The following is a 16,055-nucleotide window of genomic DNA, read 5'->3' on the forward strand; positions in this document are numbered from 1 at the left end:
CCAGTTCTTGCCGCGCATGGGGGTTCCTTTCTGTGCGTGGAGTGGGGTGGGGTGGGCCGAGTGAAGACACCTGGCCGGGTCGGCGTCAATCACGGTCGCATGTCTGACGAGGGATGGTGCTCGCCATCGCTCAGCTTGGGCGTTCTGCTCCACGCCGGTAGCTCCGAACGGCCCACCCCGTGCCGCCATCCGGTGGGCGAAAGCAGCGGTGAGCGATCCTGCGGTGACGGAGCGGACAGGAAGGCTGACACCGGCGGGCCGCTGTACTAGGTTCGTGCCTCCAGCGTCGAGCGGAAGTACGGATGTCAGCAGAACCCGGAGCGCGCCCGGGCGGGCGTGGACCCAGCACTCGTGTCCGACGCTGGGTGGCCGGCTGGGACCTGTGGGAGGTGCCCCGCAGGCTCGTCGCCCCGGTGTTCACGGTGGAGCTCACCGCGCTCGCGCTGCTGGTCTTCGGTGTCCTCACCACCGTGCCGGAATCGCCCGACGTGCGCACGGCGGTCCTCATCTGCGTGCTCGGCGTGGTCCACACCGAGATCGCGCGGGACGTCGAGCGGATGCGCCGCCGCATCACCGGCGAGGAGCTGCACGTCGACCTCGGTTCGGTCTGGTTCTTCATGGCGGCGGTACTCCTACCGCCCGGATATGCGGCCGCGGTCACGGTCCTCGTGCATTCCCACATCTGGTACCGCGCCGGATTCCGGCGCGCGCCGCTGTACCGCCAGGTGTTCAACAGCGCCACGATGATGATCTCGGCGTTCGCGGCGTCGTCGCTGATGTCGTACGTCTTCGCCCAACAGCGGATCGGCCTCTTCGACTCGCGCGCCTTGTTGGTGCTCTGCTTCGGGATGCTCGCCTTCCTGACCATCAACAGTGCACTGGTGGCGGGCGCCATCGCCGTCAGCACCCCGCACGCCCGGCTCTCGCAGATGGTCGGCGTGTGGAGCGAGAACCTGCTGGAGATCGCCACCCTCTCGCTCGGCGCCCTCGTCGCGATGGCGTACCTCACCAACCCGTGGCTCGCGCTGTTCTGCCTGCCGCCGCTACTGGTGCTGCACCGCGCGGTACTCGTCCGCCAGCTGGAGGAGGCCGCGAACCTCGACGGCAAGACCGGGCTGCTCAACGCCGCCGCGTGGCACGTGCAGGCCGAGCGCGCGCTGCACCGGACCAAGCCCCGCGACGGCCCGCCCGGTGTCCTGGTGCTGGACCTGGACCACTTCAAGGCCGTCAACGACACCCACGGCCACCTGGCGGGCGACCACGTGCTGACCGCCGTCGCCGACGTCCTGCGGGACGAGGTCAGGGAGCGCGACCTCGTCGGGCGCTTCGGCGGTGAGGAGTTCGTGGTGATGCTGGCCGGGCTCGGCGGACGGGGGTCGTCCGAGCTGGAGTCGGTGGCCGAGCGGATCCGCCGGCGGGTCGCCGACCTGCGCGTCGAGATCCCCACCCCGGACGGGCCCCTGACCGTGCGCGGGCTGAGCGTGTCGGTCGGCTGCGCCGTCATGCCGGACGGCGGCGCCGAGCTGCGGGACCTCCTGGAGGTCGCCGACCGGGCGCTGTACGCGGCGAAGGGCGCCGGGCGCAACGCGGTGCGGGTGGGCACCGCGGCGTCGAGCCGGCCCACGTTGCTGCCGGTGAACGTGAGCACGAACCCGGCGCCCCCGATCGAGCCGTCCGGTCTCCGCAGCAACGCAGGCGACTGACGCGCCGTCCTGCATTACGCTCCGTACTGTCGCCGACACACCCCGGGAGCACGATGGTGCCGGAGCGAGGGTCCTTCTCCGGTGGGCCGGCGCGTGCCGGTGGCCGCGCCCCGCACCGCTGGCCGGTGTGGCGGCTGCCGCGCCTGCTGCTCGGCACGGTGTTGCTCGTCGAGGCGGCCGCGGCCGCGTTGCTCGCGATCGACCTCCTCACCAGGCCTTCCCCGACCGCGGCGGAGCTGGGGGCAGGGGCCGTGCTCTGCGTGCTGGGCATCGCCTACAACGAGCTCGCCGTCGGCGTGGAGCGGGAACGCAGGCGGCTGGGCGGTGCCTCCCACATCGACCTCAGCTCGGTGTGGACGTTCGCCGCAGCGCTGGTGCTGCCGGGTGCCGACGCCGCGGTGGTGGCGGCGGTCATCCTGCTGCACCTGTGGGCTCGGGCGTGGCGCCAGTGGGTGCCGCTGCACCGCCAGCTGTTCAGCGTGGCCACCGTGGTGCTCGCCTGCATCGCCGCCGCCGCGCTCGTCGAGTCCGCGGGCGAGCCGCCGAGGCCGCTGTGGCTGCTGCTCGCCGCGATCGTCGTGTTCATGGCCGTCAACTCCGGGCTCATCGCCGCCGTCGTGGCCGTCAGCACCCCGCGCGCCGGCCCGACCACGCTGTTCGGGCCGACGGACGAGAACGTCCTCGAGCTCGGCATGCTGTGCCTGGGCGCGCTGGCCGCGATCGTGCTCGCGCTGAACCCCGCGCTGCTCCTGCTGATGCTGCTCCCGCTGTACGCCGTGCTGAGGGCGGCGCTGATCCGCCCGCTGGAGGCGGCGGCCAGCACGGACGGCAAGACCGGGCTGCTGAACGCCGCCACCTGGGTGGCCGAGGCCGAACGCGTCCTGGCCGGCACGGACGGTGCCGAGCGGGCAGGCGGCGTGCTGATCCTCGACCTCGACCACTTCAAGGCCGTCAACGACACGCACGGGCACGCCGTCGGCGACCGCGTGCTGACGGCGGTGGCGGACGCGCTGCGCCGGGTGGTGCGCGCGCCCGACCTCGTGGGCCGCATGGGCGGCGAGGAGTTCGTCGTGCTGCCCAAGCGGGCGGCCTGCGGAACCCGGTCGGTGGAGCTCGACTCGGTGGAGCTGGAGGTGGTCGCCGAGCGGATCCGGGTGCACGTGGCCGACCTGCGGCTCGAGGTGGCGACGTCGCGGGGGCCCCTCGTGATCGCCGGACTGACCGTCTCGGTCGGCGGGGCCGTGGCCGCCGCGGGCGGCAGCGACCTCGCCGCGCTGTTGCAGACCGCGGACACCGCCCTCTACGAGGCCAAGCGGGCAGGCCGCAACACGGTGCGGATCGCGGTGACGTCTCCGGCGCCCCCCTCCGCCCACTCGATCTCGGTGCCGGCCGCGGGCCGCGGAGCGCGGGTGCCGGAAGGTGCGCGGTCGGAGGACTGATCGCCGGGTGTGCGGCGCGGGCCGTGCCGGCGCCCGCCCCACACCCGGCGACCTGCCGGTGGGCGCGGCATCGATCAGGTCCAATCCCGGTTGCGCATCGCGTGCCCTCCTTTCCCGATCCGGTCGTCAATGGACGGGTGAGCGAATTCCGGCGCCCGCGCTATTCGTGATCGCGTTCGGAACGTCGGTCCGGACGCTGCAGGTGGATACTGCATTCGGGTAGGCAGTTGCGCCGCGAGATGGCGGAAAGTGCGATCGCGCCATCACCTCGTCTCACTGTGTCACGGTTCCGGCCGATCGACAGCCCGTGTGGGTGACATGGCGAGGGTGCTCCACTACGCTCGGTACTGACGCCCAGGATCGACCGAGAGGGCTGATGTCCGCACATCCCGAGGGAGCTCCTCCGGCGGCCCGTGCGTGGTCGGTTCGGCGGTGGTCGCTGTGGGAGTTGTCGCACCGGCTCGCGGTTTCCGTGCTCGTCGTGGAGGCCACGGCGATCGGGCTGGTGGTCGCGGCCGCGGTGCGCACACCGGGGCCGGGCACCGTCCAGCTGGTGCAGACCGCGATGCTCGCCGGGCTGGGGATCCTGCACACGGAGGCCGCGATCGGCGTCGAGCGGCTCCGCAGGCGCGTGATGGTCGGCAACCACGCCAACCTCAGCTCGGTCTGGACGTTCGCGGGCGCGCTCGTTCTGCCGCCCGCATGCGCGGCGGGCGTGGCGGTCCTGGTGCACCTGCACGTGTGGGCGCGCACCGGACGCCCCCGCGTGCCGCTCTACCGCAGCGTCTACAGCGCGGCCACGATCGTGCTGGCGTGCCTGGGCGCCGCGGCCGTCGTCGGTTACCTCGGCGCGGGGCCGGAGCCGCTGACGGCCGCCGGCATCCCGGGCATCGTGCTCGGGTCGTGCGTCTACACCACGATCAACACCGGGCTCGTCGCCGGCGCCATCGCGATGAGCGCCCCGCAGCCCGACCTGGCCCGCGTGCTCGGCCGCTGGGACGACAACCTCCTCGAGTTCGCCACGCTCTCGCTCGGCGCGCTCACGGCGGTGGCCCTGGTCGTCAACCCGTGGCTCGTGCTGCTCGCCCTCCCGCCGCTCGTGGTGCTGCACCGGGCCGTGCTCGTGCGGCACCTGGAGGAGGCCGCGAGCATCGACGGCAAGACCGGCCTGCTGAACGCCGTGGCGTGGCACGCGCAGGCGGAACGGCTGCTGCGGCGCAGCGACCGCTCCGCGGGTCCACGCGGGGTGCTGGTGCTGGACCTCGACCACTTCAAGTCCGTCAACGACACCCACGGCCACCTCGTGGGCGACCAGGTGCTCGCCGCCGTGGCCGGAGCGCTGCGCGCCGAGGTCCGCGAGCGCGACCTCGTCGGGCGCTTCGGCGGTGAGGAGTTCGTGGTGCTGCTCGCCGGCCCGGCGGCGGGCGCGTCCGTCGAGCTGGAGGCGGTGGCGGAGCGGATCCGCAGCCGGGTGGCCGCGCTCCGGGTGGAGATCCCCACGCCGGACGGCCCGCTCAGCGTCTCCGGGCTCACCGTCTCGATCGGCGTGGCGGTCGCACCCGCCGAGGGTGCCGACCTGCGCACCCTGCTCCAGGTCGCGGACACCGCGCTGTACGCGGCCAAGCGGGCGGGCCGCAACGTCGTGCGCACAGGGACACTGCCCGGGGCGGTGTCCCCGGTCGCGTCCCGCCACGGCGGTGAGTCGCCGCCCGGCGGTGGATGGGTGATGCACGGAGAGTGACGGTGCGGGAGCGGAGGACCACCCCCATGTGCGATCTCAGTCCTCCTGACATGCCGATCCCGCCTCACTAGCCTCGCCGTCAGGCACCTGGCGGTCGCGGCAAGGGGAGGGGGCGGGCGTGGAGGAGCCGTCACACGCGCACAGCCCGGCGGGCCACCCCGACCCCGCCGGATGGGAGCTGTGGCGGCTGCCGAGCAGGGCGGTCGCACTGGTCCTCGTCGTCGAGGCCACGGCCGTGGCGTCCGTGGCCACGCACCTCGGGAGCCCGGCAGGCGCGGCGTTCACCGGCGAGGCACTGGCGCTGGCGGCGTTCCTGACGTTCCTGAGCGTCGTGCACACCGAGCTCGCCACCGGCATCGAGCGGATCCGGCGCCGGGCCGCGGAGACCTCGTACTTCGATCTCAGCTCGGTCTGGACGTTCGCCGCGGCGCTCCTGCTCCCGCCCGCGCTCGCGGCAGGCGTGATCGCGGCCGTCTACCTGCACCTGTGGCAGCGGGTCTGGCGACCCGCGAAGGTGCCCCTGCACCGGCACCTCTACACGACCGCCACCGTGGTGCTCGCCGCGGGCGCGGCGCACGCCGCCGTGGAACAGGCCGGCGGGCTGCCCGCCACCCCCGACGACGTCGCGGGCGTCGCAGGCATCGCGGTGGCCGTGCTGCTGTACGTCGTCGTCAACACCCTCCTCGTCGCCGGCGTCATCGCCCTCACGAACGAGTGGCCCGGCGTGCGTGCACTCGTCGGGCGCCTCGACGACAACGCCCTCGAGGTGGCCACGCTCTGCATGGGCGGGCTCGCCGCCGTCGTGATCGGGTCGACGCCGTGGCTGGTGGCGCTCGTGCTGCCGCCGATCCTCGTGCTGCACCGCGCCGTGCTGGTGCGCCAGCTCGAGGAGGTGGCGAGCACCGACGCGAAGACCGGCCTGCTCAACTCCGCCGCCTGGCAGGCCGAGGCGGGGCGCGCGGTGCGCCGGGCCCAGCGGGCCAACGGCGCGGCCGCCGTGCTCATCCTCGACCTCGACCACTTCAAGCTGGTCAACGACGCGCACGGGCACCTCGCGGGCGACGAGGTGCTGGCCGCAGTGGCCGCGCAGCTGCGGGCGGGGGTGCGCGAGAACGACTTCGTCGGCCGGTTCGGCGGCGAGGAGTTCGTGGTGCTGCTGGCCGACCTGCCGTCGGGCGCGACCGGCCGGGCCGAGGTGCGCGCGGTGGCCGAACGGCTGCGGCGGCTCGTCGCCGAGCTCGACGTCCCCGTCTGCACGCCCGACGGCAACCTCACCATCAGCGGCCTCACCGTCTCGGTCGGCGGCGCCTCGGTGCCCGCCGACGGCACGACGCTCGACCACGTGCTGAAGGTCGCCGATGCCTCGCTCTACGCGGCCAAGCGCGGAGGGCGCAACCTGGTGCGGATCGCGGGTCCGGTGCAGATCCCAGAGCCGCGGACGGCGGCGGGGTAGCGGGCGCCGGCGGGCTGCGGTCCGTCGGTCCGGAGGGGCCTCCGGTGGCGCCGCGCAGGCGGACGTGATCGAACCGCTGATCATGACGGCGGGGCTCGTCGAGCGATCCGTCCGATATCGGCCGGATCGCCCCACCCGGGCCGCTGAGCGCGATCTCGCAACGATCGGCGGTCGCCCGCGTGCGGGCGCGCGAGATCCTCGAGCTTCCGTAAGCTGGCCCGGTGACCGTGTTGCGATCCGTCCGTGGCCCGGCCGACCTGAAACGGCTGGGACCCGACGATCTCCCGGCCCTGGCCGCCGAGATCCGCAAGGAGCTGGTGGCGTCGGTGTCGCGCACCGGCGGGCACCTCGGCCCCAACCTGGGCGTGGTCGAGCTGACGATCGCGCTGCACCGGGTCTTCGACTCACCCCGCGACACGCTGATCTGGGACACGGGGCACCAGGCGTACGTCCACAAGATGCTCACGGGCCGCCACGACGGCTGGGAGTCGCTGAAGAAGACCGGGGGGCTGTCGGGCTACCCGAGCCGTGCGGAGAGCGAGCACGACCACGTCGAGAACAGCCACGCGTCCACGTCGCTGTCGTGGGCCGACGGCCTCGCGCGCGGTTACGCGCTCACGGGCCAGCACCGCCACGTCGTCGCGGTGATCGGCGACGGCGCCCTCACCGGGGGGATGGCCTGGGAGGCGCTCAACAACATCGCGGCGGGCAAGGACCGCAACGTCGTCATAGTCGTCAACGACAACGGCCGCTCCTACGCCCCCACGATCGGTGGCCTCGCCGACCGGCTCGCCACGCTGCGGCTGCAGCCCGGCTACGAGCGGGTCCTGGAGGCCGGTAAGCAGGCGCTGTCGCGCACCCCGGTGGTGGGCGCGCCGATCTACGCCGGGCTCCACGCGCTCAAGGCGGGGATGAAGGACGCGCTCAGCCCCCAGGAGCTGTTCTCCGACCTCGGCCTGAAGTACTTCGGGCCCGTCGACGGGCACGACATCGTCGCGATGGAGTCCGCGCTGCGGAGGGCCAGGCACTTCGGCGGACCGGTGATCGTGCACGCCGTCACCCGGAAGGGCCGCGGCTACTCGCCCGCCGAGAACGACGAGGCCGAGCAGATGCACAGCCCGCCGGCCTTCGACCCGGAGACCGGGCAGCCGACGGCGCCGCCGTCCGTCGGCTGGACGAGCGTGTTCTCGCAGGAGCTCGTGGCGCTCGGGGCCGGCAGGCCCGACATCGTGGCGATCACGGCGGCGATGCTCGGCCCCACCGGCCTCGCGCCGTTCGCGCGGGCGTTCCCGGAGCGCTGCATCGACGTCGGCATCGCCGAGCAGCACGCGCTCACCTCCGCGGCCGGCCTGGCGATGAGCGGGATGCACCCGGTCGTCGCCGTCTACTCCACGTTCCTCAACCGGGCGTTCGACCAGCTCCTGATGGACGTGGCCCTGCACCGCAAGGGCGTCACGCTGGTGCTCGACCGCGCCGGTGTCACCGGCAACGACGGCCCGTCGCACAACGGGATGTGGGACCTGTCGCTGCTCGGCATCGTGCCCGGGATGCGCGTGGCCGCGCCGCGCGACGCCGCCACGCTGCGCGAGGAGCTGGTTGAGGCCGTTGCGGTCGAGGACGGCCCGACCGCGATCCGCTTCCCGAAGGGCGCGGTAATCGAGTCGGTGCCGGCCGTGCGCCGCGTCGGCGGTGTCGACGTGCTCCACGAGCCCGCGCGCAACGGTTCCGGCGAGCCGTCGGTGCTGCTGGCCTGTGCCGGCGCGTTCGGGGAGCTCGGGGTCGCGGCGGCCCAGCGGCTGGAGCAGCAGGGCGTCTCGGTCACCGTCGTCGACCCGAGGTGGGTGCTGCCGGTGCCGGGCGCGCTCGTCGGCCTCGCCCGTGCCCACCGGCTCGTCGTCACCGTCAGCGACTGCGGCCGTCACGGTGGTTTCGGGTCCGCGCTCGCCGCCGCGCTGCGCGACGCGGAGTGCGACGTCCCGCTGCGCGATCTCGCGCTACCACAACGGTTCCTCGACCACGGCAGCCGCGCCGACGTGCTCCACGCCGCCGGGCTCACCGCGCAGGACGTGGCCCGCCGCGTCACCGAGTGGGCGGCCGCCCTGCCCTCCGGGGCGTCCATCGCGGCGGAACCCGCAGCGTCGGAGGAGGCGCGCTGATGCGGGTGCTGGTCGTCGAGGACGAGCGGGCGCTGGCCGACGCCGTGGCGCGCGGCCTGCGCCGGGAGGGCATGGCCGTCGACGTCGCGTACGACGGCGACACCGGCCACGAGAAGTCGGTGATCACGCGTTACGACGTGGTGGTGCTGGACCGCGACCTGCCGGGCATGTCCGGCGACCGGCTGTGTGCCGAGATCGTCGCCGCGGGGTCCACCACCCGGGTGCTGATGCTGACGGCCAGCGGCACGCTCGCCGACAAGGTCGACGGCCTGTCCCGCGGCGCCGACGACTACCTCGCCAAGCCGTTCGACTTCCCCGAGCTCGTGGCGCGCTGCCGGGCGCTCGGTCGCCGGGCCACCCCGGCCGTGCCGCCGCTGCTCGTGGCGGGTGACGTCGCGCTCGACCCGGCCCGGCGCACGGTGCACCGCGCCGACCGGCCCGTCGAGCTCACCCGCAAGGAGTTCGGGGTGCTGGAGGTGCTGCTCGCCGCGGGCGGCGCCGTGGTGAGCAGCGAGGAGCTCCTGGAGCGGGTCTGGGACGAGAACGCCGACCCGTTCACCACCACCGTGCGGGTCACCGTGATGACCCTGCGCAAGAAGCTCGGCGAACCCGGGGTCATCGAGACGGTGGTCGGCGCCGGCTACCGGGTGCCCGCCGCCGGATAGGGCACGAGGAGGGACGCCGACCGTGGCCGAGCCCGCGCCGTCCCCGACCCGCACCGCGGGCCGGCCGCCTCCACAGGCGGTCCCACCGGTGCCGCCGCCACCCGAACCCGTGCGGGTGCCCCGCCGCCGGGGGGTGGGGCTGCGGCCGCGGCTCACGCTCGTCTGCACGGCCGTGGTCGCGCTCGTCAGCGCGCTGCTGCTGTGGCTCGGGTGGCTGCTCGTCGGCGGCGTGGCGCGCAGCGTGCCGTCGCTGCCGCCGGGCACCACGGTCCGCGTGGGGAACGTGAGCGTGCCCGCCGAGCGGCTCAACGAGGCCATCGGCGCCGCCGCCCGCGCCGACGTTCTCCGGGCCGGCCTGATCGCGTTCCCGCTCGTGGTCGCCGCCGCGGCGGTGGTGTCCTGGGTGCTCGTCGGGCGCGTGCTCGGGCCGCTGCACGCCGTCACGGCCACGGCGCGGCGCCTCACCGTCGAGTCCCTGGACACGACGCGCATCGGCCTGCGCGACGCCCGCGGCGAGGTCGCGGAGCTGGCGGCGGGCTTCGACGCGATGCTCGACCGGCTGCAGGCGGCGTTCGACGCCCAGCGCCGGTTCGTCGCGAACGCGAGCCACGAGCTGCGCACGCCGCTGTCGGTGCTGCGCACCGAGGTCGACGTCACCCTCTCCGACCCGGACGCCGACGAGGCGGAGCTGCGCCGGATGGCGGCCGTCGTGCGCGAGGCCACGCGCCGCGCCGACGACCTCATCGCCGGCCTGCTGCTGCTCGCCCGCACCGAGGCCGCAGAGCTCGCCGAGGTGAGTCCCGTCGACCTGGCCGACGTCGTGGTGCCGGCGCTCGCGGCCGTGCGGGCGGAGGCGGGCCGGCGCGGGTTGCGCATCCAGGTCCAGACCGCCCCGGCCCCGACCCGCGGCGACCCGGTGCTGCTGGAACGCGTCGCAGGCAACCTCGTCGAGAACGCCGTGCGGCACAACGTGACCGGTGGCTGGCTGGAGGTGTGCAGCGGCGCGGTCGACGGCACGGCCAGGCTGCAGGTGTCCTCCAGCGGCGCGGAGATACCGGGCGACCGCGTCGCCGAGCTGTTCGAGCCCTTCCGCCGCGGCCCCGTGGCCCGCACGGCCGACACCCCCGGCTCCGGGCTGGGGCTCTCGATCGTCCGAGCCGTCGTGCAGGCGCACGGCGGCCGCGTCCGGGCCGAGCCGGTGCCGGGCGGGGGCCTCACGGTGACGGTGGAGCTCCCGGCGCGCTGAGGGCGGTCACACACCAACCGCGGTGCCGGCACATGAACTGCAGCCGGTGTGTGAGCAGCACCGTTGGTGTGTGATGGTCAGGAGGTCAGGGCCTTCTCCAGGTCGGCCGCCAGGAGGTCGATCTGCCATTCCCTCGCACCGCCGGCGCGCAGGGCGGCGCGGACATCGCCGTCGGCGGGCGGGCTCCAGCACAGGCGGCGCAGCAGGTCGGGCTGCAGCAGGTTCTCCACCGGGACGCGCCACTGCTCGCTCACCCCGGCCACCGTGGCGCGGGCGGCCGCGAGGCGGGTGGCGGCGTCCGGGTCGCGGTCGCTCCAGCGGGAGACCGGCGGCGGCCCGTCGGTGGGCGGGGCGGAGCGGGGGTACTCGGCGGGGTCGAGCGCGTACGCCTTCTCCAGTGCCCCGAACCAGTACGACGTGAGGCGCCGCTGGGCGCGGCCGCGGAAGGTCGGCATGCCGGCGAGGGCCTGCGCCGATGCGGGCTCGGCGGCGGCCGCCGCGACGATCGCGCTGTCCGGCAGCACCCGTCCCGGAGCGATGTCGCGCTCGGCGGCGAGCCGGTCACGGGCCTCCCAGAGCGCGCGGGCGGCGGCCAGCAGTCGCGGCTTGCGCAGCTTGTGGACCCCGGACAGCCGCCGCCACGGCTCGGCGCGGGGCGCAGGCGGCGGGGCGGTGCGGACGGCCTCGAACTCCTGGGTCGCCCACTCGAGCTTGCCCTGGTCGGCCAGCTCGCGGGCGAGGATGTCCCGCAGCTCGACGAGCACCTCGACGTCGAGCGCGGCGTAGACCAGCCAGTCCTCTGGCAGCGGGCGGCGGGACCAGTCGGCGGCGCCGTGCCCCTTCTCCAGGGACAGCCCCAGCAGCTGCTCGACCAGCGGGCCGAGACCGACGCGGGGAAACCCGGCGAGCCGGGCGGCCAGCTCGGTGTCGAACAGCCGCGACGGCGCGAGCCCCACCTCGGCGAGGCAGGGGAGGTCCTGGCTGGCCGCGTGCAGCACCCACTCGGGGCCGGTGAGCGCGGGTGCCAGCGGCGAGAGGTCGCTGCCGAGGGGGATCGGGTCGATCAGGGCCGTGCCCGCGCCATCCCGCCGCAACTGGACGAGGTAGGCGCGCTGCGAGTACCGGAACCCGGACGCCCGTTCGGCGTCCACGGCGATGGGCCCGCTGCCGCCCGCGATGGCGGCGGCGGTGTGGTCGAGCGCGGTTCGGCCGGCGACGACCGGAGGCAGCCCGTCGGCCGGTCGCAGCAGCGGAACCGGCGTCCGGGTGTCCGGGTCTTCGCCTGGGAGTGCTTCTTCTGTCAGCGGATGACCCCGGCACGCATCGCGAGCGCGACCATCTGGGCGCGGTCACCTGTGCCGAGCTTGCGCCCGATGCGCGACAGGTGGCTCTTCACGGTGAGGGCCGAAAGGCTCAGCGCCTCGCCGATCTCCTTGTTGGACTGCCCGTCCGCCACGAGCTGCAGGACCTCGACCTCGCGCGCCGAGAGCTCGCGCGGGGTGTTGTCCGTGCCCGGCACCCGGGTGCCGGTGGCGAGCAGCGGCGCGACGGTGGGGTCGGCGTACACCCCGCCGTCCAGCACCCGCTTGACGCCGTCGGTGACGATCGCCGCCGACGCCGACTTGAGCAGGTACGCCTGCGCGCCCGCCTGGAACGCCGAACGCACCGCGTACGGGTCGTCCGACGAGGCGAGCACGACGAGGCGGTTCCAGCCCAGCGACCGCAGCTCGGTGACGAGGTCCAGCCCACTGCCGTCCGGTAAGCCCAGATCGAGGATCGCCAGGTCGCACGGCCCGTTGGCGTGCGCACGAGCGCGCGCCTCCGCAACCGATGCGGCCTCGTACACCGTGCCCGCACCCATCGAGCGCAGCCGGGCGGCGATCGCCTCGCGCAGCAGTGGGTGGTCGTCGACCACCAGCACCGAGAACAGCTCTTCCCGCGGGTGCGGGACCATCGCGGGCGACAGCACGGCATGCGCGGGTGGGTGTCCCGCAGCGCCGCGCACCGGCGCGCCCTGGCCCACAACGGCCACGTCACTACCTCCCTGGAGTCGGTCGTTGCCCCCCGACCGGCACCAGACCCCCGGTCGGATGGAACTACTCGCCCGACCGCCCGAGGAGGTGTCGTGGAGGAAGCGTAGCCCCCCAAGCGGTCTAACGTCGTGTATCGGATCGAACTTCTCTGGGTGAAAGTTACAGCGTTGTCGATGCCCATCCACTCGTCCGGGTGAGGATTTTGATCACTGGGAGCATCGAAAGCGCTGGTGAGCCCGCGGATCACCCCATCGTGGAGGCATCCGGTTTCAGACTCGACGAGTTGCCAGAGGAAGCACACCGACGGGTGGCAGGCCGGCCGCGGACGACACCAGAGCGCAGAACGCTTCGGCGTGTCGCGACAGGTCGGCGCCCACCGGGGTCCACGACGCGCGCAGCTCCACGTCGTCGTCGCGGCGTGGCCCGGCGATGTCGCCGAACCGCACGGAGGACGTCTGCGTGACGGTGCCGCCGAGCGCGACGTGCTCGGCGCCGGCCTGCTCGAGGGCCTCGGTCAGCCAGGACCAGCCGACGACCGGGAGCATCTCGTCGCCGAGCTGTTCGGGCTCCAGTCGCGCCTGCACGAAGCACACGAGCCGGAAGGTGCCCTCCCAGGCGTCCTGGCCGGCGGGGTCGTGCAGCAGGATGAGCCGGCCGCTGGTGTCCGGCTCCGTGGCGTCCGGGTCCTCGGTCACCGTCTCCACGCTGAACGCCCATGTGAAGGGCGCGAGGCGGGGCGGAGCGTCGAGCGGGGAGAGCAGGAGTTCGGGGCGCGGCCGCACGGCGCGCAGCGAGGCGACGGCCTGCTGGAACTCCTGTGGTGGGGCGGGCGCGTCGGACACGAGCGAGGACTCTAGGTCGCTCTCGGTGATCCGCAGCCTAGGCGCGCCGCACATCAGACAACCCGGACGTGGGACGACGGCCGCCCGGCGGTGACGCGGTGGTGGGGCGTGGGATGATGGCGGGATCATGAGTGTTGTGCCCGCCTCCGACGTCCACCCGCGGCGGCACCTGCCCGCGTCCCCGTTCCTCGCGGCCGCGCGCGGGGACCGCCCGAGCCGCCTGCCGGTGTGGTTCATGCGCCAGGCCGGGCGCTCGCTGCCGGAGTACCGGGCGCTGCGGGCGGCCGGCGCCGGCATCCTCCAGGCCTGCCTCACGCCGGATCTCACCTGCGAGATCACGCTCCAGCCGGTGCGCAGGCACGGGGTGGACGCCGCGATCCTGTTCAGCGACATCGTGGTGCCGCTCTACGCGGCAGGGGTGGCGGTGGACATCGTGGCCGGCACCGGGCCCGTCGTCGCCCACCCGGTGCGCACGATGGCCGACGTCGAGCGGATCCCGCCGCTGCACGCCGGGCAGATCGCCCCGGTCACCGACGCGATCGGCCTGCTGATCCCCGAGCTGGGTGACACCCCGTTGATCGGGTTCGCGGGCGCACCCTTCACGCTCGCGTCCTACCTCGTCGAGGGCGGGCCCAGCCGCAACCACGAGCACACCAAGGCGCTGATGCGGTCGGCACCCGACGTGTGGCACGCGCTCATGGGCAGACTCGCCGAGATCGCCGGCACGTTCCTGCGCGCGCAGGTGGCGGCGGGCGTCGACGCCGTGCAGCTGTTCGACTCGTGGGCGGGGGCGCTGTCCGAGCGCGACTACCGCGAGTACGTCCTGCCGCACTCCGCCCGGGCGCTGTCGAGCGTCGCGGGCGCCGGCGTGCCGCGCATCCACTTCGGGGTGGGCACCGGTGAGCTGCTCGGCGCGATGGCCGAGGCGGGCGCCGACGTCGTGGGCGTCGACTGGCGCGTGCCGCTGCACGAGGCCGCGCGCCGCACCGGCGGCCGCGTGGCGGTGCAGGGCAACCTCGACCCGGCCGTGCTGTTCGCCGACCGGGCGTCCGTCGAGGCCGAGGCCCGGCGGATCGTCGAGGAGGGCAGGCTCGCGCCGGGGCACGTGTTCAACCTCGGGCACGGCGTGCTGCCGGACACCGACCCCGACGTCCTCACCCGGCTCGTCGAGCTGGTGCACACGCTGCAGCCGTGACCGGGCGCGCCACCGCCACCGCCACCGTCGCCGTCGTCGGCGGCGGGATCTCGGGGCTCGCCGCGGCACACCGGTTGCGTTCGCTCCTCGGCCCGGACGCCCGCATCGAGGTGCTCGAGCAGCGCGACCGCGTCGGCGGCGTGCTGCACACCGTCGACCTCGCCGGGGTGCCCTTCGACGTCGGGGCCGAGGCCTTCCTCGTCCGCAGGCCGGAGGTGTCCGCGCTGCTCGCCGAGCTCGGGCTGACCGGCGCGCTGGTGCACCCGACGGGGGCCGCCGCGTCGGTCCGGGCGGCAGGCCGCACCGGGCCGCTGCCTGCCGGCACCCTCCTCGGCGTCCCCACCAGCACCGCCCGGCTCGACGGGCTGCTGTCCGACGACGGGCTCGCGGCGGTCGCCGCCGAGCCGCGCCGGCCGCTGTCGTGGGAGCCGGGCGGCGACGTGGCGCTCGGCGGGCTGCTGCGCGCCCGCTTCGGGGACGAGGTCGCCGACCGGCTCGCCGACCCGCTCCTCGGCGGCGTCTACGCGGGCCGCGTCGACGCGCTCGGCCTGCGGGCCACCGTGCCCACCCTCGCCGCGTCCCTCGACGCGGGCGCCCCGTCGCTGACCGCCGCCGCCGACCGGGCCGCGGCGCCACCGGCGAGCCGCGACGTGGGTGCGGGCGAAGCCAGGAGCGGGGGACCCGTGTTCGGTGCCGTGCGCGGCGGCTACCGGGTGCTGCTCGACGCCCTCGCCGCGGCCTCCGGGGCGCGCGTGCGGCTGCGCACCACCGTGCGGGAGCTGCAGCGCCGGGAGGGGGGATGGCGGCTCGTGCTCGGGCCCACCACCGCGCCCGAGGCGCTCGACGTGGACGCGGTCGTGCTCGCCGTCCCGGCCCCGGCGGCGGGCCGCCTCCTGTCCGCCGCCGCCCCGGCGGCGGCGGGCGCGGCGGGGGAGATCGAGCTCGCGTCCTCCGCCGTGGTCGCGCTGGCCTTCCGGGCCGAGGACGCGGCGGCGCTGCCGCCCACGTCGGGCGTGCTCGTGGCGGCGGACGAGCCACTGGCGGTCAAGGCGTTCACCCATTCCTCGAACAAGTGGGCGCACCTCGCGGACGGCGGGCTGGTGCGGCTGCGGGCGTCGCTGGGGCGCTTCGGCGAGGCCGCCACCCTCCAGGTGGACGACGCCGAGCTCGTCGCCCGCGCCCGGAGCGACCTGGCCGCGCTCACCGGGATCACCGCCGCGCCGGTGGCCACGCACGTGCAGCGGTGGGGCGGCGGGCTGCCCCAGTACGGCGTGGGCCATCCGGACCGGGTCCGGGCGATCGAGGAGGGCCTGCCCGCCGGCGTCGCGGTGGCCGGCTCGGCGCTGCACGGCGTCGGCGTCCCGGCGTGCATCTCCACCGGCCGGGCGGCCGCCGAGCGGGTGGCCGCCGCGCTGGCCGCGTCCGGAGCTCGCGGGTCGGGCGGCCCACTCGCACGCTAGTGCCCCCCGCCGGAAGTCCGCCGAATAATTCGGCGGCCCAGCCCCACGCTGCGCGCACCGGCCGACGTCCCGAGTACGCCCGGTACGAGGGCCGCCGCCCGGCACACGCAGCGAGAACCTGG

The 16,055-nt window shown here is 74.8% G+C and carries 12 protein-coding genes; 9 read left to right on the plus strand and 3 right to left on the minus strand.

Annotation, left to right across the window (positions count from 1 at the left end):
- Positions 1-365 precede the first annotated feature (365 nt).
- From ABEA81_RS36365 to ABEA81_RS36395, 7 genes are all read left to right on the plus strand, one after another.
- Positions 366-1,703 (plus strand): GGDEF domain-containing protein, encoded by a 1,338-nt coding sequence (locus ABEA81_RS36365; RefSeq protein WP_345611626.1) that lies wholly within the window; start codon positions 366-368, stop codon positions 1,701-1,703.
- A 53-nt stretch (positions 1,704-1,756) separates the two neighbouring features.
- A complete protein-coding gene (locus ABEA81_RS36370; protein WP_345611628.1) occupies positions 1,757-3,142 on the plus strand; it encodes a GGDEF domain-containing protein in 1,386 nt (461 codons plus the stop codon).
- Between the two features lie 481 nt (positions 3,143-3,623).
- Positions 3,624-4,883, plus strand: a complete 1,260-nt coding sequence (locus ABEA81_RS36375; protein ID WP_345611630.1) for a GGDEF domain-containing protein — start codon at positions 3,624-3,626, stop codon at positions 4,881-4,883.
- Positions 4,884-5,001: 118 nt separating this feature from the next.
- Complete coding sequence (locus ABEA81_RS36380; RefSeq protein WP_345611631.1) at positions 5,002-6,336, plus strand: sensor domain-containing diguanylate cyclase; 1,335 nt, start codon at positions 5,002-5,004, stop codon at positions 6,334-6,336.
- Between the two features lie 221 nt (positions 6,337-6,557).
- Positions 6,558-8,492, plus strand: coding sequence for a 1-deoxy-D-xylulose-5-phosphate synthase (gene dxs, locus ABEA81_RS36385; RefSeq protein WP_345611632.1), 1,935 nt, complete (start codon positions 6,558-6,560; stop codon positions 8,490-8,492).
- Complete coding sequence (locus tag ABEA81_RS36390; RefSeq protein ID WP_345611634.1) at positions 8,492-9,157, plus strand: response regulator transcription factor; 666 nt, start codon at positions 8,492-8,494, stop codon at positions 9,155-9,157. The genes dxs and ABEA81_RS36390 overlap by 1 nt, the downstream gene beginning before the upstream one ends.
- A 109-nt stretch (positions 9,158-9,266) precedes the next feature.
- On the plus strand, positions 9,267-10,403 hold the full coding sequence (locus ABEA81_RS36395) for a sensor histidine kinase (protein WP_425570805.1): 1,137 nt from the start codon (positions 9,267-9,269) through the stop codon (positions 10,401-10,403).
- A gap of 77 nt (positions 10,404-10,480) precedes the next feature.
- Here ABEA81_RS36395 and ABEA81_RS36400 read toward each other — a convergent pair whose 3' ends face one another.
- From ABEA81_RS36400 to ABEA81_RS36410, 3 genes are all read right to left on the minus strand, one after another.
- Entirely contained in the window at positions 10,481-11,707 is a 1,227-nt protein-coding gene (locus ABEA81_RS36400) for an HRDC domain-containing protein (RefSeq protein WP_345611648.1), read from the minus strand.
- The gene (locus ABEA81_RS36405; protein ID WP_379590190.1) at positions 11,704-12,435 is read right to left on the minus strand and encodes a LuxR C-terminal-related transcriptional regulator; all 732 of its coding nucleotides are present in this window, start codon (positions 12,433-12,435) and stop codon (positions 11,704-11,706) included. Before ABEA81_RS36405 ends, ABEA81_RS36400 begins: the two co-directional genes overlap by 4 nt.
- A gap of 270 nt (positions 12,436-12,705) precedes the next feature.
- Complete coding sequence (locus ABEA81_RS36410) at positions 12,706-13,278, minus strand: DUF3000 domain-containing protein (RefSeq protein WP_345611636.1); 573 nt, start codon at positions 13,276-13,278, stop codon at positions 12,706-12,708.
- A gap of 127 nt (positions 13,279-13,405) precedes the next feature.
- On the opposite strand from ABEA81_RS36410, the gene hemE reads away from it, so the two are divergent.
- Together hemE and hemG are read left to right on the plus strand one after the other, a co-directional pair.
- Complete coding sequence (gene hemE / locus ABEA81_RS36415; protein WP_345611638.1) at positions 13,406-14,473, plus strand: uroporphyrinogen decarboxylase; 1,068 nt, start codon at positions 13,406-13,408, stop codon at positions 14,471-14,473.
- Positions 14,470-15,933 carry a protoporphyrinogen oxidase gene (hemG, locus tag ABEA81_RS36420; RefSeq protein ID WP_345611640.1) on the plus strand — a complete coding sequence of 488 codons (1,464 nt, stop codon included), beginning with the start codon at positions 14,470-14,472 and terminating at the stop codon, positions 15,931-15,933. Before hemE ends, hemG begins: the two co-directional genes overlap by 4 nt.
- Positions 15,934-16,055 lie beyond the last annotated feature (122 nt).

The sequence above is a fragment of the Pseudonocardia adelaidensis genome, assembly GCF_039543345.1.
In the GTDB taxonomy this organism is placed as follows: Bacteria; Actinomycetota; Actinomycetes; order Mycobacteriales; family Pseudonocardiaceae; genus Pseudonocardia; species Pseudonocardia adelaidensis.